The sequence below is a fragment of the Phenylobacterium sp. SCN 70-31 genome, from assembly GCF_001724605.1.
Classification (GTDB): Bacteria; Pseudomonadota; Alphaproteobacteria; order Caulobacterales; family Caulobacteraceae; genus Phenylobacterium.
Genome location: NZ_MEEX01000047.1, coordinates 1 through 17,097, shown reverse-complemented (window position 1 = coordinate 17,097; position 17,097 = coordinate 1). Strand labels below are relative to the sequence as shown.

The following is a 17,097-nucleotide window of genomic DNA, read 5'->3' as shown; positions in this document are numbered from 1 at the left end:
CCCGCCTCGACGCAACGTAATACATTCGTTATAACTTGCGCGATGGAGGCCCAGGCATGATCGCGCTCAAACTCACGCAGGTCGGAAATTCCGTCGGCGTGGTCCTACCGAAGGAGGCCCTGGCCAAGCTCGGGGTGGAGAAGGGTGACGTGGTCTATCTGACCGAGTCGCCCGACGGCGACATGCGCATTTCCGCCTACGACCCGGCTGTGGCCGAGGAGATCGCCCTGGGCGAAGCCTTCATGGACGAATACCGCGACACGTTCCGCGCCCTGGCCAAATGAGCCTCGAACCGCGCTGGGTCTCCAAGACGGCCATCATCGTCCTGCACGACCGGAGCATCGCGCTCCACGGCGGCGCTGCCGGCCTGCGCGACGACGGTCTTCTGGACTCCGCGCTGGCCCGCCCCGCCAACCGCTTTCACTACGAAGGCGAAACGGACATCTGCGCGCTGGCCGCCACCTATCTTGTCGGAGTGGCCGGCAACCATCCGTTCGCCGACGGAAACAAGCGGGCGGCGTTCCTGGCTGCGGGCCTGTTCCTGCGCCTGAACGGCCGGACGCTGACTGCGACGCAGGCCGAGGCCGCGCATCGGGTTCTCGCCGTCGCCGCCGGCGACCACGATATCCCCGCACTCGCCGAATGGATAAGGGCGCGCTCGGCCCCGATCCCCTGAGCGTCACGTTACTCACGCGGTGTCACCCCTTCGCGGCGGAATGGGTCCTTGCCTATTGCGGGGCGGTGATTAGGTTTCCCACAGCACGGCGGATGGACGCGATGAGCGACACGATGGGTCCTGGCGGTCTGGTTCTGTGCGTCAACGCCGCTCCGAACCATGTCACGGGCCATCCGGTGCCGCTCCGGGCCGGCGAGACCTATCGGGTCGTCGAGGTCATGGATTTCGCCTGCCCCTGCGGGCGCTCCGACGCCTTGATCGACGTGGGCGTCGATTTCGCGTGGTGCCAGACGCGCTTCCGGCTGTTGCCGAAGCCCAAGGCCCAGGCCCGGACCCGCCGCGTGTCGGCGCCCCGGGAAAAGGAAACAATCCGCTGAGGGTGGGCCTTCGCCCCTAACCCGCCACCGCCCGCGGCAGCTTGAACGTCACCGTCTCCTGCGCGGTGTCGACCTCCTCGACCGTGACGTCGAAGGCGGCGGCCAGCTTGTCGATCACGCCCTGCACCAACACCTCCGGGGCCGAAGCGCCGGCCGTGACCCCCACGGTGCGCGCGCCCTCCACCCAGCGGGGCTCCAGCACCGAGGCGTCGTCGATCAGGTAGGCCCGCGCCCCGGCCCGGCGCCCCACCTCGGCCAGTCGGACCGAGTTCGACGAGTTGGCGCTGCCGATCACCAGCAGCACCTCGGCCCGCGCCGCGATCGCCTTCACCGCGTCCTGGCGGTTGGTGGTGGCGTAGCAGATGTCTTCCTTGTGCGGCGCGGCGATGTCCGGGAACCGCGCGCGCAGCGCCGCCACGATATCGGCCGTGTCGTCCACCGAAAGGGTCGTCTGGGTCACGAAGGCCACGTTGGCCGGATCGCGCGGCTGGAAGGCCTGCGCATCCTCCACCGTCTCGATCAACCGCACCGCGCCGTCGGGAAGCTGGCCCATGGTGCCCACCACCTCGGGGTGGCCGCCGTGGCCGATCAGCACGATCTCGCGGCCGGCGTCGAAGTGCCGCTGGGCCTCCACATGCACCTTCGAGACCAGCGGGCAGGTGGCGTCCAGGAACAGCATCCGCCGCGCCTTCGCCTCGGCCGGCACCGACTTGGGCACCCCGTGGGCCGAGAACACCACCGGCCGGTCGTCGGGGCATTCGTCCAGGTCCTCGACGAAAACCGCGCCCAGCGCCCGCAGCCGCTCCACCACATGGCGGTTGTGGACGATCTCGTGGCGGACGTAGACCGGCGCCCCGTACTTGGCGATGGCCCGCTCCACGATCTGGATCGCCCGGTCCACCCCGGCGCAGAAACCCCGCGGGCTGGCGAGCAGGACGGTGAGCGGGGCGCGAGGCGACATGGCCGGGAACCTAGTGCGCCGGGCCGCGGATCGCCAGCGGATCAGAACGGAACCACGCACGTGAAGCCCGCGCGGGCGTGGCCGCTGTCGCCCCGGGCGTCGGCGTCTCCCGTCGCGCGCAGCCGGCAGCCCCGGGTCGGCCGCCGCGATAGGAAAGGTTCGAGGGGTTCGGCGTAGCGCCCCGCGGGATCGAGATTCAACCGCGCCGGGGCGGCCTGGGCGCCCGCCCACCGGCTCGTCTCGCAGGCTTCCCGCGCCTGGCGCGACAAGCCCGCCCGCTCGCAATCCCGGAGGCCGCGCAGTCCGCCGGACGGCCCGCCGGCCCGGCTCTCCCCGCCTGTGGTCCACCGGGGGCTGACGTCGGGCGCGCCGACCGCCGGGGCGTCGACCTCCCGGGCGTCGACCTCAGGGCGCGCCGCCGGATCGCGCAGGGGCGCATTCGCGTTGTCCGGCGCAGGACGCCTTGAAGCGCTGCGCTCCGAGGCGGCGCGACCCTCCGACGTCGGACGCCCTCCGGCGCGCCGCCAGTCGGTCCAAACGGGCGGAATCAGCGAAACCCGCATGGCCGGAGGGTCCGCGACAGGCGCAGAGGACGGCGCCGCCAGATGGCGCGCCAGCACCACCGCGAGAACCGCATGGACACCCACGGAGACCAGCGCCGCGCCGGCCCGCGGCGTGACCCTCAGGCCGAACGTTCGGCCGGACCTTCGGCTGGACAGCCTGTCTTCGAGACCGGCGCGCCCCATATCCAGAGCCCCCCGCTCACCCCCGAAGCTCGGAGGCCAGCTTTGCAGTGGGCGGCGTGGGTGGGACCGAAGTGTGGCCGAGGGGCCGCCCGTCAGGGAACGGCCTTGAACTCCGCGGCGAGCTTCAGGGTGACCTCGTCGCTCACGGCCGGGACATAGGTGGTGATCCCGAAGTCCGAGCGCTTGATCGTCGCCTTGCCGTCGAAGCCCAGCGAGTACTGCTTGTCGACCATGTTCACGCCGGCCTGGTTGAAGGTGGCCTGGAACGTCACCGGCCGCGTCACGCCGTGCAGCGTCAGGTCGCCCGTGACGTCGGCCGTGCGCTCGCCCGTGCGCTTCACCCCGGTCGAGGTGAACGTCGCCGTCGGGAACTTCGCGGTGTCGAGGAAGTCGGGGGCCTTCAGGTGCTTGTCCAGGCCGGGAGAGAAAGTGCCGACCAGGTTGGTGTCGATGGTCACTTTCAGCTCGGTGGCGTCCAGCCGGGCGGGATCGATCTTCAGCGTTCCGGTCACACCGTGGAACTGGCCGATGTAGGTCGAGAAGCCCAGGTGGGTCACCGACCACGTCACCTTGCTGTGCTCGGAATCCAGCGTGTAGGCGCCGGCCCGCGCCTCGGCGGGGTTCTGCGTGGTCTGGGCCAGGGCGGGGGCCACGCCGACCGGCGAGAGCGCCAGGGCGGCCGCCACGCTCCAGCCGACGAGGCTCCAGCCAACCGGGCCAGGGCTGGCGATCTTGAACTCATGGCGCATCGAGCGGCCTCCGAAACAGACGACAGGACGCCGCCCGGCGCGACGCCGGCTCCTACCTACCCCTTCCACGCAGGCAAACAACGCCGCGTGGGGCGGGACACTTTCGCCCCACAGGAAGCAATGCGCCGCCGCAGACGTCCCGCAGACCGAACGTCAGGCGGACAGTTTGGCTTGACGCGGGGTCACGATTGCCGGGGCGCCGCGAGGGGGTGAAGCTCGTCCGAACCAAGGAAGACCCGGGACCGCTGAAGACCCGGATCGACGAGAACGGGAGCGAGACGACATGGGCGATATTCTGAACCTGGGCGGGCGCGTGGCGCTGGTGACGGGAGCCGGACAGGGCGTGGGGCGGCAGATCGCCCTGCAACTCGGCGCGGCCGAGGGCAGCGGCGGGGTGGTGGTCAACGACTACGTCCTGGAGCGGGCCGAGGCGGTGGCCGAGGAGGTGCGCGCAGCGGGCGGCAAGGCCCTGGCGCTCCAGTGCGACGTTTCGGACCACGGCGCGGTCAAGGCCATGGTCGACAAGGCGGCCGCCGACCTGGGCGCCATCGGCGTGCTGGTGAACAACGCGGGCAACGCGGGCGCGACGCCCTCGCCCGAGCTGGGCAAGCCGTTCTGGGAGACCGGGCCCGAAGTCTGGAACAGCTTCGTGGGCGTGAACTTCTACGGCGTCATCAACTGCACCGCGGCGGTGATCCCGGGGATGCTGGCGCGCCAGGCGCCGGGACGGATCATCACCATCATCTCGGACGCCAGCCGCTGGGGCGACGCGGGGCTCGAGATCTACGCCGGCGCCAAGGCCGGCGCGGCGGGCTTCATGCGCTCGGTGGCCCGCTCGCTGGGCCGCCACCACATCACCGCCAACTCCATCGCCATCGCCCTAACCGCCACCCCGGCCGTGCGGCGAACGCTGGAGGGCGACCCCGAGCGGCTGAAGCGCACCCTGGAGAAGTACATCGTGCGCCGCCCCGGCCAGCCCGAGGACGTGGCCAACATGGCGCTGTTCCTGGCCTCGGACGCCTCGCCCTGGATCACGGGCCAGGTCTATCCGGTGAACGGCGGGTTCTCCTTCGCGCTCTGATCCAGGCGCCCCCGCGACACCCGATACGGACAGATCGCCGGCGGCGGCCCTCCCAGGCTGCCGCCGGGGGTTTCCGCCGCGCCGTCGCGCGCTCGCCTCAAAGGGGAAATTATTTTCAGCAAGAGATGATGGTTAACAATTTTTGCCGCGCAATGTCGCTGGTACGATTCAAACGACCCTGTTCGCGCCCCATTTTGGGGACCTGCGACAAGCTGTTCAGGTGGAATTCACACTCGGCCGCCCTAAATGCGCATCCGAACGGCCGAGAGGGTCGTAGCAGAACCAAGGCCGCGCGCCGCCCGGGGGACGGGAGGGCGCCGGCCGCCGAGGGATTGAGACGAGATGCGTGCTTTCACCGCCATCCTGGCCGCTGCGGCGTTGACCGCCGTCGCGACGCCGACCCTGGCGGACACCGCCCAGGACTTCCAGTTCTACACGCTGGGCAATCTGAACCTGAACGGCCAGACCCTCAATGGCCGCGTGGCCGCGGGCGGGAACGCCCAGTTCTCCAGCAGCAGCCTGATGGGCGCCGGCTCCAGCCTCGTGGTGGGCGGCGACCTGACCTACCTGAACGGCGGCACGGTGGCCAACGGCGCCCTCGTGGGCGGATCGAGCACCGCGCCGGGCTACCTCCCGATCAGCGCCGGCCAGTCGACCCTGCCGGTCGACTTCACCACCGAGAACCTGCGCCTCAAGAACCTTAGCACGACCCTCGCGGGCCTCGAGACCACCGGCACGGCCTATGTTCAGTGGGGCGGCCTGTTCTTCGACGGCCTGACCAGCGGCCTGAACATCGTGACCATCGACGCGTCCCAGCTTGCGGGCGTGAACTGGCTCGGCACGAACCTCGCGACCGGCACGGAACTGCTCATCAACGTGACGGGGAACACCGCCTCCCTGGGCGGCGGCCTGCATTCGAACGCGGCCTCGACCATCCTGTGGAACTTCGCCAACGCCACGGCGATCACGGCCGGCGGCGTGTCGCTGGGCGGATCGATCCTGGCGCCGAACGCGGCTTTCCAAGGTAACTCGGGCACGATCTCGGGTAGCCTGATCACCGGCTCGTTCAACGGCGCCATCAGCTTCGGCAATTCGGGCTATACGGGCGGCCTGCTGGCGCCGTCCATCGCGCCGGCGCTGCCGGGCGGCGGACTGGGCTCGGTCGCCGTTCCCGAACCCAGCGTCTGGGCGATGATGATCCTGGGCTTCGGCGCCGTCGGCGCCGTGCTGCGCCGCCGCCGCGCCCCGGACGCCCTCGCGGCCTGATCGCCTCCGGCGCGAGGACCCCTCGCGCAACCTCCGCCGGCGCCTTAGGTAGGGCGTCATGTGGATGCTGCTCCGCGTACTGATCTTCGCCGTTCTGGCCGCCGTGGCGGCCTGGGGCGCCGTGGCCGTAGCCGCCGAAGCCGTGTCGCGCACGGCCCGGCCGCGCGGCGAGATGGTCGATATCGGCGGGCGCAAGCTGCGGCTGGTCTGCGAAGGTCCCCGCTCCGACAAGCCCGTGGTGTGGCTCGAGGCCGGCGCGTTCAGCGGCGCCGCCGACTTCGCCGCCCTGCAACAGATCCTCACCGACCGCGGCCTGCGGAGCTGCGCCTACGACCGGGCGGGCATGGGCTGGTCCGACAAGGGGCCTGCGCCCCGCGACGGCGACGCCATCGCCGCCGACCTCGAAGCGCTGGTGAAGGCCTCCGGCGAACGCGGCCCGTTCGTGCTGGTCGGCCATTCGATGGCCGGGCTCTACATGCGGCAGTTCGCGGTCCGGAACCCCGATCAGGTCGTGGGCCTGGTTCTGGTCGACGCGGTCACCCCCGACATGATGGCCATCCCCGACGCCCAGAAATTCATCGACGGCGCGACGGGCCTCTCAAGCCTGGGAGCCGCGGCCGGCACGCTGTGGCTGACCAAGCCGCTCTACTGGATGCCCGACCGCATCGGCCTTCCCGACTATGGCCTGGCCGAGAAGCGTCGGGGCTTCGTCTCGGGCCGGCAGGCGCGCACCGCCTACGCCGAGGTCAAGCAGTGGCGCGCCGCGGCCGCCCAGGCGAAGGCGGCCGGCGAGCTCGACACGGCGGGCTCGCGCTCGGGGCGCATGGCGCAATGGAACGCCGTCCGCAACGCGCCGGCCACGGCGGCCCGCCACGGGATGGTCGACAACGTGGACGAGGCCACCCACACCAGCGTCCTGGGCCGCACCTGGGGCGAGCGGGTGGCGAAGGGCGTCGACTTCGTGATCTCGGCCGCCCGCCTCTGATCCCGGTCGCCCCGATCCCGTTCGCCACCCGGGCGGGCGACCGAGACGGCGTCTATTCGGGACTCAGGCCCGCGAACAGGAGCCGGTCCGCCCGGCCGGGATCGGAAACCACCTTCGACACGGTGTCGAAGATCATGGTCTCGCGCGTCGCCGGATCGAAAGCCGGCCACCCCGGCGACCCCGTGCGCGCAAACCGGACCCAGGCCGAACTCACCGCATCGGCCAACGCCTGCGGCGGGTCGGCGCCGACCATCGAGGCCGAGACGTCGAGATTGTCGAAGACAAATCCGTGCTCGATGGAATGGGAGGACTTCCAGCGCCCGCCGTCCACCGGGGTCTCCCAGGCGAAGAGGTACATGAACACGGGCGCGCCGCCCTGGGCGACCTTCCGCTCGGCCTGGGCGATGGCCCGGCGACGATACTGCCCCTCTGTCGTGGCCCGGAAGAAGGCGTCAGCCGCCGTCGCGTCAGGCGCGCGCCTGCGCAGGTCCGCGACAATCTTGGCGACGTCCGCGCCGGGCAGGAGCGGGCCGAGATGCGAGGGCAGCGTCGCCCACGTCAGGTCGAACAGGGAGGTGTCGAAGCCGCCGATCAGGCCGACGGTTTCGTCCTTCGTCGTGCCGATCAGCAACGGGACGTCCTCGCTGCCGGGCGGCGCGTCGGGCTCGAACGGATGTCGCGGCAGCGTGCGACCGTCCACGACCGGATTGAAGAGCACCCCCGCCCGATCCGCCGCGGCGCTGAGGTCCCCGAAGGGCAGGGTTCTCACGTCTGGCCGGCCGCCGCCGCCGTCGACCGCGGCCAGGACGCGTTCCGTCAGCCCCCTCGCCTCGGCGGGCGTCGTTCCGCGTATGTTGGACGAACTCTGCACGATCGCCTTGTGGAACAGGCCCCGCGCGCGCGGGGCCGCCATAAGGGTCGACACCTTCGCGCCGCCGCCCGACTGGCCGAAGATGGTGACGTTCGCCGGGTCGCCGCCGAAGCCCGAGATGTTGTCGCGAACCCACTCCAGAGCCAGGATCATGTCCGAGGTGCCAGCATTGCCGGAGTCGGCGTAGGCCGCGCCCAGTTCCGGCACGAACAGGTATCCCAGGGCGCCCAGCCGGTGGTTGACCGTCACCACGACCACCTCGCCCTTCGCGGCGAGGCGGGCGCCGTCGGCGTAACGCAGGGCGGAGCTCCCGCTGACGAAGCCGCCGCCGTGGAACCAGACCATCACGGGGCGCCGACCGCTCGCGTCGAGTCCCGGCGTATAGACGTTCAGGTTGAGGCAGTCCTCGGACTCGGGCTGCGGATTGGCCCACGAGCTGTAGATGGACGGCCGGCCCGGCCGCATCTGCGGCGCGATCGGACCGAAGGCGCCCGCATCCCGTACGCCGTCCCAGGCGGGCGGCGGACCCGAGGGCATGAACCGCCGCGAGGCCGTATCGGCGCCGTAGGGAATGCCCTGGAACACCGTCGCCGCGCCCGCGCGCCGGCCGCGGACCTGCCCGTGCCGGGTCGCGACCACGGGCGCGCCGAGGTCGGCCGCCGCCGCCGCTCGGCCCGAGGCCGGGCCTCCGAACGGCAACCCGACGCTGGACAGGCCGCCGAACGCCAGCCCGCCGAGCGCCGCGCGCCGGCTCAAGGACGTGGGCAAGGGCATGGCGGCCTAGAACTCGCGCCGGACGAAGACACCGATCTTGCGACCGGCGTCCAGGTTGGCGAGGGCCGCCGATCCCAGCGTGGCCGAGACGACGTTGATGTTGTTGAAGACGACCTCGTCCGTGAGGTTCAAGGCATAGGCCCCGACCGTCCAGGCGCGATCCTGGGTGTGGTACTCGGCCGTCAGGTCGAACCGGCCGACGGCCCGTTGCGACGCCACCGGCAGGTTGAACTCGGTGAAGTACACCCGGTCCTGCCAGTTGTAGCGGCCGCCGAACGTCAGGTCGCCGCCGGGAAGCTCGACGCGATAGCTGACGCCCACGGTCGCCGTGGCCTTGGGCGCCTTGGGCAGGCGGTTCCCCTCGAGATCCAGGGTCCCCAGGGCCGGCCGCGCCGAGTCGATGGTGAAGTACTCGTCGAACTCGGCGTCGAGCAGCGACACCACGGCATCGACGGTCAGGGCGCGGGTCAGGCTCGCCCGGCCTTCCAGCTCCAGGCCGCGGATCGTGGCCTGGGCGGCGTTGTCGGTGAAGGCGGCGACGCCGCGGATCTGCTGAACCTGGAGATCCTGGTACGAGGATCGGAACGCGGCCAGATTCAGTTCCAGCCGACGATCCAGATAGAAGCCCTTCACCCCCGCTTCGAGGTTGCGGTTCTTCTCCGGATTGAACGCCTGGGTGAAGCTGCCGGCCTGGAAGCCGCCGCCCTTGAAGCCCGTCGAATAGGTCAGATAGGCGCTGACATTTCGGCTCAGGTCGTACGAGGTCCCGACCTGATAGGTGACCGCGTCCCAGTTCGCGCGGTTCGTCCCCGCGCCCAGGAAGTTGTTGGCTTCCGCGATGGCCTTGCGGTCGAACGTATAGCGCAGGCCGCCGAACACGTCCCACGCGTCCGTCAGCGACCACGTGCCGTGGGCGAAGGCGGCGTACGAGGTGGTCGTGACCGCCGCGTCGATGATGGTGATGCGGTTGAAGGCGGGCGTGCGCACCTCGACCAGCTGCTCCGCCTTCTCGTAGAAGGCGTTGAGGCCCACCAGAAGATCCAGCCGCGCGCCCAGTTCGGGTCGGAAGATGAGTTCGGTGTAGCCCTGCTTGGCGACCTGGTCGGCGTCGGTCAGCGTCAGCAACGCCTGCGTCCCGTCCCCGTCCGAACGTAGCGCGATCTTGGTCCTGTGCGCCGCCGCCAGGAACTCGAACCGCCCGACGTCGGTGGTGAGCGCCGCATCGAAGGTGGCGCCGGCGAACGTCTTGTCGTTGAAGCCCTGGTTCGCGAAGACCTCGCGCCGGGCCTTGTCGGGCCGCGTCCCGCCCAGTTGCTCGGCCGGCGTGATGCGGAAGTCGGGCCCACCCACCAGCCAGGGCGCCGGCCCGGCCGTGTTCTGGCGCTGATACTCCAGCATCAGTCCGGTCTCGAGCGCGCCGCCGGGCGTGAACCGGATCTGGCCGCGCAGCGCCAGGCTGTCGGCGTCGTCGAACCGGCCCGGCCCGCTGGCGCGGTTCAGGTTCTTGGTGAAGCCCTCGTTGTAGACGTGCTGGAGCCCGAAGCGCGCGGCCAGCGTGCCGTCTTCGTTGAGCGGCGTGTTCAGGATCAGGTCGAGGCCCGAGTGCAGAGGCTCGCCCCCGAGCGTCACCGCCGCCAGCCCGCCGAACTCGGTCGTCGGGCGTTTGGTGATGACATTGACGCTCCCGCCCGTGGCGTTGCGTCCGAAGAGCGTGCCCTGCGGCCCCCGCAGCACTTCGATGCGATCGACGTCGAAGAAACTCGCGGCGGCGACGCCGGTGCGTTCGAGATAGACGCCGTTCAGGTGATAGGCGACCGCGGGCGAGCCGCCCAGGAGGCTGCCCTGGCTTCCAACGCCGCGGATCGCGATCCGCGTCTCGGTGAAGTTCTCGCCGATCTGCACGCTGGGCAACTGGCTGCGCAGGTCGGTCAGGTTGGTGACGCCCTTCGCCAGAAGCCCGTCCCCGCCGATGCTGGACACCGCCACCGGGGCCTCGCGCAGCGTCTCCGCGCGACGCTGCGCGGTGACGACCACTTCCTCCAGCGTCGACTCGCTGGCGTCCTGGGCGCAGGCGGGGCCGCCCGCCACGAGACTCGCCAGCGCAGCGCCGGCGAGGATTCCGAATTTGAAATGCAGGCGTCGTTCGCCGTTCGGCCGCGACATTCTCTTCCCCTCGATGTTTTTGTTGCTTGGGGGGAAGCTAGCCGTGCCGGCGGCGCGGCAAAGGTCGGTTTGCGTACACGACCGGGGGTCGGTTCGCCGTCAGATCCAGGCCCGGGCCAGGAGGTCTCGAACCCTCTGGCGGGCGGTCCAGGCCACCGCGGCGTCGGGCGTGAGCGCCGGCGCACCCATCGCCCGCCAGGCCTGAGGCGTGCGGCCGGTCTTGTCCTTGATCAGCCGCCTCAGGCTGCGCACCTCCGCATAGCCGAGGTCTTCGGCGATGTCGGCCAGGCTGTCGGAGGTCGCCCGGAGTCGAGTCACGGCCGTCTCCACGACGGCGGCCTTGTGGCGCGCGCGTGTCGGCTGCGGGCGGGGCCGGGGCGCGGCGTCCAGCCACCGGTCCACCATCTCGATCATCGGGTTCTCGACGGCCGGCGCCGCCCGGGGCCAGGACAGGCAGTCCGGCCGAAGTCGCAGGGCGGTCACCGACCCGTAGGTCAGCGGCGCGCCGAACATCGGGTGCGACTTGCCGATCGACGGATGTTCGGTCACCCGCAGTTGGACGCCTGTGACCGGAAGCGGCCGGCCGGCGAACCACCCGAGCAGGACGCTGATCACCAGGGCCCAGACCTCCTCCAGCAGCGCGCCGTCCTCGTCGTCGCGGGCGACCGCCTTGACCGCGATGTCGATCGCCCGCCGCGACGTCCGCACGCTGACCTGGAAGGTCTCGCCGGCCCAGCCGCAGTATCGCGCCAGCCGCCCGATCGCCGACTCCAGGTCGGCGCACTCCAGGATGCAGCACAGCAGCACGCCGCCTGTGCCCTTGCGGGTCCGGGTTCGCCCGAGGCCGTGCGTCTCGTCGTCGAGCAGGTCCACGATGGTCAGCGGCAGCAGGAGATGCTGGGCCGTCGTGATCTCCAGGAGACCGCGCTCCTGCGGCGCGATGAGGCAACGCTGGAAAAGGGTCTCGAGATCGACGCCCGCCGCCACGGCGCCGCGCGACCGGCGCGCCAGCCACTCGGCCGGCACCTCGATCCTGCGACCCCAGCCGGTCTCCGCTTGCGGGGCATCCAGCACACCCGATCTCCGTCATCGCGTTGCGCGCCGCGACGCACGGCGCGACGTCACGGTAAGGCCAACCCGGAATCGCGACAATTCGGGCGTGCCTGCGCCCCCCGCCCTATGTCCGCATACGCGCGCGGCCGCGGGGCGGACCGCGGGGGACTCAGGGGTGGAACACCGAGCGCCCGCCGGTCGGGCGCCCTACAGCGGCGCGCCCAGCAACAGAAGCAGCGAGGCGCCGGCGCAGACCACGCTGACGGCGAAAAGCGCGAGAGCCCAGAACGAGGGACGGCCGGCGGGCTTGGCGGGGGCGGGGCTCATGACGCGGCTCCGTAACGGGTCGGCGGCGAGGGCGAGAGCCCCAGAACGATGGCGGGACGATGCCGGCCCGCGCTTGAACGGCGGCTGAACCGGCGCGTCAGGTTGGTTAAGCGCCCCCTACATCCGCTCCGGCGTGGCGACGCCCAGCAGGTCCAGCGCCAGTTCGAGCTGGCGCAGCGCCGCGCCCGCCAGGGTGAGACGCGAGGCGCGCAATTCGGGCTCGGCCGACATGATCGGACAGGCGGCGTAGAACTTCGAGAACGCCTGGCTCAGGCGATAGGCGTGTTCCGCCAGGGCGTTCGGCGCCTTCTTGTCGTAGGCCTCGGCCAGGGCGCCGTCGAAGGCGTCCAGCGTCAGCACCAGGTCGCGCTCGGCCGCCTCGGTGACTGCGACCGGGCCGGGCTCGGCGCCTTCGGCCAACGCACGCCGCAGGAGGCTCTTCACCCGCACCGCCTGATAGAGCAGGTACGGGCCGGTCTTGCCCTCGAAGCTGGTGAAGCGGTCGAGGTCGAAGACATAGGAGGTGCCGCGGAAGTTCGAGAGGTCGGCGAACTTCAGCGCCGCGACGGCCACCTTGCCGGCGATGTCCTCGAACTCCTCGGGCGGCAGGTCCTCGCCCAGACCGGCCTCGCGCAGGCGCTCGCGGGCCTTGGCGCGGGTGGTCTCGATCAGGTCCGCCAGCTTCAGGACGCCGCCCTCGCGGGTCTTGAAGGGCTTGCCGTCGGTCCCGTTCATGGTGCCGAAGCCGATGTGCTCCAGCTGTCCCTCGGCGGCGTAGCCCGCCAGGTAGGCGGCGCGGAACACGATCTCGAAATGGTCGGCCTGGCGCTGGTCCACGCAGTAGATGACGAGGTGCGGGTCGAACGCCCGCTTGCGGTCCAGGATCGTAGCCAGGTCGGTGGTGCCGTACATCGCCGAGCCTTCGGACGAGACCACCAGCAGCGGCGGCAGCTCGCGCTTATCCCCTTCCCTGGCGACGCGGACGATCCGGGCGCCCTGGTCGTCCACAAGCAGACCCTTGGCGTCGAGGTCGGCGATCATCTCGGGGATCAGGTGGTCGACGTCGCTCTCGCCCTTCCACCAGTCGAAATCGACGCCCAGGGCGTGGAAGTCGCGCGCCAGGGCCACCTGTGTCACCGCCCGGAACTGCCGCCACAGCACGTAGCAGCCGGGATGGTGCGCCTGGAGGTCGGCGGTCAGCTTACGGGCGCGGTCGCGGTAGGTGGGGTCTTCCTTCCCCCTGGCCGAGGCCATCGGGTACAGCCTGTCCAGGTCGGCCAGGGTCACACGCTCGAACGCCGCCGGGATCGGGGCGTCCTTGTCGTTCAGCGTGCCGACCAGGGCGGCGATGTCGGGGTTCTCGTCGCAGACGGCGCCGATGAGCAGGCCCATCTGATAGCCCCAGTCGCCGAAGTGGGCGTCGCCGACCACCTCGTCGCCGCGGAAGCGGTACAGCCGCTTGACGGATTCGCCGATGATCGAGGCGCGCAGGTGGCCCACGTGCATCGGCTTGGCCACGTTGGGGCCGCCGTAGTCCACCAGCACGCGGCGCGGCGCGGCCGCCGCCTCGGCGCCGGCCCGGGGGTCGGCGGCGATCTGGTCGGCGCGGGCGGCGAGCGCCGTGTCGGCGACCTTCAGGTTCAGGAAGCCCGGCCCGGCGATCTCCACCGACGACAGGCGCGCATCGTCCTTCAGCCGCCCGGCGACCGCCGTGGCGATCTCGCGCGGATTGCGGCCCAGGCGCTTGGCCGCCGCCAGGGCGCCGTTCGACTGGAAGTCGGCCAGGTCGGGCCGGTCCGAGGCGGTGACGCGGGCCAGTTCGGCGGGCACGCCTTCGGCGGCGAAGGCGGCCTCGACCGCCTCGCCCAGGGTCCTCTTCAGATCGCTCATGGATTGGTCGGGGCGCCCGCGGTCTGGCTGGCGGCGGTCTGGCCCACGTTCAGGCGGAAGCGCTTGCCCTCGCGGTTGAACGCCGCCATCTCGGGCGTCACCTCGAAGCCGATCAGCACCTCGAAGTTGGCCCCCGAGGTGGTCATGGTGGCGCGCGGGATGGTGATGCCGGCGATGTTCTCGGTCACATAGACGCGGTCGCTGCCGTCCGGGAAGTTGACCGGCAGGTCGAAGTATTCCTTGGCCAGCACCGAGCGGTTGCGGTCGGTCACGGCCACCCAGTAGCGATAGGTCTTGCTGCGGCCCTGGGCCTGCGGCCCCTTGCCCAGCTCGAACAGCACCTCCATCACCACCTGGATCGGCTTGTCGTCCTTGTAGGCGCAGCCCGACGAGATGCCCTGGATCTCGCCCGACCAGCTCACGGCGGCCGAGGCTTCGCGGCCGTCCTTGAACTCGACGTAGCGGCCGGCGTCATACAGCGTCTTCACATAGGGGCACGGGCCGGCGTTGCGCAGGGCCGGCAGCGGCGCCTGGACGTCGCCCCACTCCTCGCGCTGGCGGCGCTTCTTGGCGGCGTCTTCCTGCTGGCGGCGCTGATCGGCGTCGGGATCGCGGCGGCTCTGGGCGTAGCCGCCGGCCGGAATGGCGGTGACGGCCACGGCGAAGGCGGCGGCGAGCAGGATCTGACGGCGCATGGAGGTCGTCCAACGGTAAGGGCCGCGAAAGGCCGCGGCGTCAGGGGGTTCACTACAGCGGGACGATTGCGGCGGCAACGCGACGCTTGGCCCCGGACGGCGACCCAGAGGTCGACCCAGCGGCCTCCCGGATCCGGGCGCCAAAAAAAGCGCCGCGACCGTGACCCGTGAACCGGCCGGACGGCGCCTTCTCTGAATAGGGCCCGCATGGTGCGGGCGTCGGGACCCCGGTCGGGCGGGCGAGCGTGTCCCATGACGGAGAAGGACATCCCATCGTGAGCGTATCTCTGAAATCGGGCGCCGCGGCGCTCGTCGCGGCCTGCGCGGTCGCCTTCGCGGCCGCACCCGCCGGCGCGGCGACCACCCTGCTGGGACCCACGCCCTACACGAGCGCCGGCGACAGCCCGTTCGCGGGCCTGACCTTCGACTACTTCCACCTCGAGGATTTCCAGGACGGCCTGCTCAACACGCCCGGCCTGAGCGCCCCCCGGGGCGCGGTGTTCACGGGGCCGCCCGGCTCGATCTCCGACTCGGTGGAGTTCACCCCGAACGGCAGCTCCTGGTTCTCGGGCAGCGGCGCGACCGGGCTGGAGTTCGTCTTCGACGCCGGCGTCCTGGGCGCCCTGCCCACCCATGCCGGCCTGGTCTGGACCGACGGGCGCGGGACCATCACCTTCGAGGCCTTCGACCTGAACGGCGTCTCGCTGGGCGTCGTCACGGGAGATCACGCCGACACCAGCCAGACCGGCGAGACCGGCGAGGACCGCTTCTACGGCGTGATCCACGCCGCCGGCATCTCGCGCATCCTGATCAAGAACCAGTCGGGCGGCATCGAGGCGGATCACGTCCAGTACGGCCGCCAGACCCTGACCGCCGCCGTGCCCGAGCCGACGACCTGGGCCATGATGATCCTGGGCTTCGGCGCCGCGGGCGCCCTACTGCGGCGACGCCGGGCCGCCCCCGTGGCCGCCCCCGTGGCCGAAGCCGTCGCCTGACGGCCCGGCCCGCGGAGGCGGGGAGGCCGGTCACCCCCCGGCCCTCCCCGCCGAGCGCGCGCCGCCGGCTCGGCGCCCGCGCCCGCGCGCCACCTGCCGGCGTGGGGTTGGCGCGATGGGCGACCGCCGTCTGCATCCCGTCCCGGCGCCTGGTTTGCGCCGAAAATCGAGAACAAACGGCGTCGCCGCCCGTCCTCAAAATCGCCACGACCGTGCGGAACCGTCCCCCGATTTCCGCATTCATATCCCGGTTGAAGGGGGAGGCGTCGCAGTGTCCGCGCGCATGTTCACGGCGATCGACATCAGCGAGACCGGCGAAGCCGTCGTGGACCAGTTCGTCGCCGCCCACACCACCGCCGCCGTCCGCCGGGCCCAGTTCGCGGCCGAAGGCGTGATGCTCCAGCTCTGGTCCGAAGGCCGCCTCCTAGGGTCCTGGCGCCGCGTCGGCCGCCGCACCTTCCACCCCGCCTAGCCCCACCGCCCCATTTCTCCCCCGTTCACGGGGGAGGGGGACCACGCCCCCCAAAAGGGGCATGTCGGGAGGGCGTGGCGGAGGGGGCGCGGCCAAGCCCCGATCTTCGTCGTCGCGCCCAGATCCGGAGTTCGGCCCCTCGCCGCAGGCCGCCCCCGCCTCCGCGCCTATCGCGCGAGGACGATGTGGGTGGCGTGCTCTCCGGCCTGATGCTCGGTGACGCGGTAGCCGAGCGCGGGAAGGTCGATGCCGGCGAACATCGCCTCCCCGTCGCCCAGGACGACGGGCGACAGCGCAAAGTGAAGTTCGTCGATCAGGCCCGCCCTCACGTATTGGCGAACCGTCTCCACGCCGCCGCCGATCTTGACGTCGAGATCCCCAGCCGCCGCCCTGGCCTGCGCGAGCGCCGCCTCGATCCCGGCGGTCACGAAGATGAAGGTGGTGCCGCCCTCCATCTCGATCGGCTCGCGCGGATGGTGGGTCAGGATGAAGGTCGGCGCGTGATAGGGCGGGTTGGCGCCCCACCAACCCTTCCAGCTCTCATCCGACCATTCGCCCCGGTGGGGATCGAACATGTTGCGGCCGAGGATGAAGGCGCCGAAGCCGTGCATCGAGCGGCTGGCGTAGGCCTGGTCGACGCCGTCGGACCCGCCGTCCTGTCCCGTCATGGCGTGAAAGAAGCGCGTCCCGACAAGCCAGGTGTGGAGTTCCTGCCCCCGCCGGCCGAGGGGACTCTCCAGACTCTGCCCCGGCCCGGCGCCAAAGCCATCGAGCGAGATCGAGAATCCGCCCACCCGCACCCTAGACATCCTGCCTCCGCCGTTCCGACCGCCACGACCAACTCCGGCCGCCGCCCTCAGGACGTACACACAAGGAGCGATCCGACAAAGCGGCGAGGGTCTCGGAGCTCGCGAGCAGCAGACCCGCGCCCACCCCCCTCCGAACCCCCCACGCCGCCCCATCCTCCCCCGTTCACGGGGGAGGGGGACCACGCCCCGAAGAGGGCGTGGTGGAGG

The 17,097-nt window shown here is 71.2% G+C and carries 17 protein-coding genes; 8 read left to right on the top strand and 9 right to left on the bottom strand.

What is annotated here, in order from left to right; genetic code table 11:
* Positions 1–56: 56 nt before the first annotated feature.
* The 3 genes from ABS78_RS22750 to ABS78_RS22740 all read left to right on the top strand — a co-directional run bounded on the left by ABS78_RS22750 (position 57) and on the right by ABS78_RS22740 (position 1,053).
* Positions 57–284, top strand: coding sequence for an AbrB/MazE/SpoVT family DNA-binding domain-containing protein (locus tag ABS78_RS22750; protein ID WP_293385169.1), 228 nt, complete (start codon positions 57–59; stop codon positions 282–284).
* Entirely contained in the window at positions 281–676 is a 396-nt protein-coding gene (locus tag ABS78_RS22745) for a type II toxin-antitoxin system death-on-curing family toxin (RefSeq protein ID WP_293385166.1), read from the top strand. Before ABS78_RS22750 ends, ABS78_RS22745 begins: the two co-directional genes overlap by 4 nt.
* Positions 677–777: 101 nt before the next feature.
* Positions 778–1,053 carry a hypothetical protein gene (locus tag ABS78_RS22740; RefSeq protein WP_293385163.1) on the top strand — a complete coding sequence of 92 codons (276 nt, stop codon included), beginning with the start codon at positions 778–780 and terminating at the stop codon, positions 1,051–1,053.
* A 16-nt stretch (positions 1,054–1,069) separates the two neighbouring features.
* Here ABS78_RS22740 and ispH read toward each other — a convergent pair whose 3' ends face one another.
* The 3 genes from ispH to ABS78_RS22725 form a co-directional block, all read right to left on the bottom strand.
* Positions 1,070–2,014, bottom strand: coding sequence for a 4-hydroxy-3-methylbut-2-enyl diphosphate reductase (ispH, locus tag ABS78_RS22735; RefSeq protein ID WP_293385160.1), 945 nt, complete (start codon positions 2,012–2,014; stop codon positions 1,070–1,072).
* Positions 2,015–2,055: 41 nt separating this feature from the next.
* A complete protein-coding gene (locus ABS78_RS22730) occupies positions 2,056–2,760 on the bottom strand; it encodes a hypothetical protein (protein ID WP_293385157.1) in 705 nt (234 codons plus the stop codon).
* Positions 2,761–2,852: 92 nt separating this feature from the next.
* A complete protein-coding gene (locus tag ABS78_RS22725) occupies positions 2,853–3,509 on the bottom strand; it encodes a YceI family protein (protein ID WP_293385154.1) in 657 nt (218 codons plus the stop codon).
* A gap of 283 nt (positions 3,510–3,792) precedes the next feature.
* Here ABS78_RS22725 and ABS78_RS22720 point away from each other — a divergent pair, with 283 nt between their 5' ends.
* The 3 genes from ABS78_RS22720 (at position 3,793) to ABS78_RS22710 (ending at position 6,841) form a co-directional block, all read left to right on the top strand.
* Positions 3,793–4,590, top strand: a complete 798-nt coding sequence (locus tag ABS78_RS22720) for an SDR family oxidoreductase (RefSeq protein ID WP_293385151.1) — start codon at positions 3,793–3,795, stop codon at positions 4,588–4,590.
* Positions 4,591–4,932: 342 nt separating this feature from the next.
* Complete coding sequence (locus tag ABS78_RS22715) at positions 4,933–5,856, top strand: choice-of-anchor A family protein (protein WP_293385148.1); 924 nt, start codon at positions 4,933–4,935, stop codon at positions 5,854–5,856.
* 58 nt (positions 5,857–5,914) lie between these two features.
* A complete protein-coding gene (locus ABS78_RS22710) occupies positions 5,915–6,841 on the top strand; it encodes an alpha/beta fold hydrolase (RefSeq protein ID WP_293385145.1) in 927 nt (308 codons plus the stop codon).
* Between the two features lie 52 nt (positions 6,842–6,893).
* On the opposite strand, the gene ABS78_RS22705 is transcribed toward ABS78_RS22710, so the two are convergent.
* From ABS78_RS22705 to ABS78_RS22685, 5 genes are all read right to left on the bottom strand, one after another.
* Positions 6,894–8,486, bottom strand: coding sequence for a carboxylesterase family protein (locus tag ABS78_RS22705; RefSeq protein WP_293385142.1), 1,593 nt, complete (start codon positions 8,484–8,486; stop codon positions 6,894–6,896).
* 6 nt (positions 8,487–8,492) lie between these two features.
* Positions 8,493–10,649 carry a TonB-dependent receptor gene (locus tag ABS78_RS22700; protein ID WP_293385139.1) on the bottom strand — a complete coding sequence of 719 codons (2,157 nt, stop codon included), beginning with the start codon at positions 10,647–10,649 and terminating at the stop codon, positions 8,493–8,495.
* Between the two features lie 99 nt (positions 10,650–10,748).
* The gene (locus ABS78_RS22695) at positions 10,749–11,723 is read right to left on the bottom strand and encodes an AraC family transcriptional regulator (protein WP_293385136.1); all 975 of its coding nucleotides are present in this window, start codon (positions 11,721–11,723) and stop codon (positions 10,749–10,751) included.
* A 423-nt stretch (positions 11,724–12,146) separates the two neighbouring features.
* Positions 12,147–13,919 carry an arginine--tRNA ligase gene (gene argS / locus ABS78_RS22690; RefSeq protein ID WP_293385133.1) on the bottom strand — a complete coding sequence of 591 codons (1,773 nt, stop codon included), beginning with the start codon at positions 13,917–13,919 and terminating at the stop codon, positions 12,147–12,149.
* On the bottom strand, positions 13,916–14,614 hold the full coding sequence (locus ABS78_RS22685; RefSeq protein WP_293385130.1) for a Tat pathway signal sequence domain protein: 699 nt from the start codon (positions 14,612–14,614) through the stop codon (positions 13,916–13,918). The genes argS and ABS78_RS22685 overlap by 4 nt, the downstream gene beginning before the upstream one ends.
* A gap of 275 nt (positions 14,615–14,889) precedes the next feature.
* Between ABS78_RS22685 and ABS78_RS22680 the strand changes: the two genes are divergently transcribed.
* Both ABS78_RS22680 and ABS78_RS22675 read left to right on the top strand, forming a co-directional pair.
* Entirely contained in the window at positions 14,890–15,609 is a 720-nt protein-coding gene (locus ABS78_RS22680; RefSeq protein WP_293385127.1) for a PEPxxWA-CTERM sorting domain-containing protein, read from the top strand.
* Positions 15,610–15,880: 271 nt separating this feature from the next.
* Positions 15,881–16,081, top strand: coding sequence for a hypothetical protein (locus ABS78_RS22675; protein ID WP_293385124.1), 201 nt, complete (start codon positions 15,881–15,883; stop codon positions 16,079–16,081).
* A 167-nt stretch (positions 16,082–16,248) separates the two neighbouring features.
* Here the strand turns inward: ABS78_RS22675 and ABS78_RS22670 are convergent, their stop codons facing one another.
* On the bottom strand, positions 16,249–16,890 hold the full coding sequence (locus ABS78_RS22670; RefSeq protein WP_293385121.1) for a dihydrofolate reductase family protein: 642 nt from the start codon (positions 16,888–16,890) through the stop codon (positions 16,249–16,251).
* Positions 16,891–17,097: the final 207 nt, after the last annotated feature.

What these genes read in the sequence shown, in the direction of transcription:
- ABS78_RS22730 (WP_293385157.1), bottom strand. Translation starts at nt 2,760, where the DNA reads ATGGGGCGCGCCGGTCTCGAAGACAGGCTGTCCAGCCGAAGGTCCGGC.
- ABS78_RS22715 (WP_293385148.1), top strand. Translation starts at nt 4,933, where the DNA reads ATGCGTGCTTTCACCGCCATCCTGGCCGCTGCGGCGTTGACCGCCGTC.
- ABS78_RS22670 (WP_293385121.1), bottom strand. Translation starts at nt 16,890, where the DNA reads ATGTCTAGGGTGCGGGTGGGCGGATTCTCGATCTCGCTCGATGGCTTT.
- ABS78_RS22745 (WP_293385166.1), top strand. Translation starts at nt 281, where the DNA reads ATGAGCCTCGAACCGCGCTGGGTCTCCAAGACGGCCATCATCGTCCTG.
- ABS78_RS22725 (WP_293385154.1), bottom strand. Translation starts at nt 3,509, where the DNA reads ATGCGCCATGAGTTCAAGATCGCCAGCCCTGGCCCGGTTGGCTGGAGC.
- ABS78_RS22685 (WP_293385130.1), bottom strand. Translation starts at nt 14,614, where the DNA reads ATGCGCCGTCAGATCCTGCTCGCCGCCGCCTTCGCCGTGGCCGTCACC.
- argS (WP_293385133.1), bottom strand. Translation starts at nt 13,919, where the DNA reads ATGAGCGATCTGAAGAGGACCCTGGGCGAGGCGGTCGAGGCCGCCTTC.
- ispH (WP_293385160.1), bottom strand. Translation starts at nt 2,014, where the DNA reads ATGTCGCCTCGCGCCCCGCTCACCGTCCTGCTCGCCAGCCCGCGGGGT.
- ABS78_RS22705 (WP_293385142.1), bottom strand. Translation starts at nt 8,486, where the DNA reads ATGCCCTTGCCCACGTCCTTGAGCCGGCGCGCGGCGCTCGGCGGGCTG.
- ABS78_RS22700 (WP_293385139.1), bottom strand. Translation starts at nt 10,649, where the DNA reads ATGTCGCGGCCGAACGGCGAACGACGCCTGCATTTCAAATTCGGAATC.
- ABS78_RS22720 (WP_293385151.1), top strand. Translation starts at nt 3,793, where the DNA reads ATGGGCGATATTCTGAACCTGGGCGGGCGCGTGGCGCTGGTGACGGGA.
- ABS78_RS22740 (WP_293385163.1), top strand. Translation starts at nt 778, where the DNA reads ATGAGCGACACGATGGGTCCTGGCGGTCTGGTTCTGTGCGTCAACGCC.
- ABS78_RS22750 (WP_293385169.1), top strand. Translation starts at nt 57, where the DNA reads ATGATCGCGCTCAAACTCACGCAGGTCGGAAATTCCGTCGGCGTGGTC.
- ABS78_RS22710 (WP_293385145.1), top strand. Translation starts at nt 5,915, where the DNA reads ATGTGGATGCTGCTCCGCGTACTGATCTTCGCCGTTCTGGCCGCCGTG.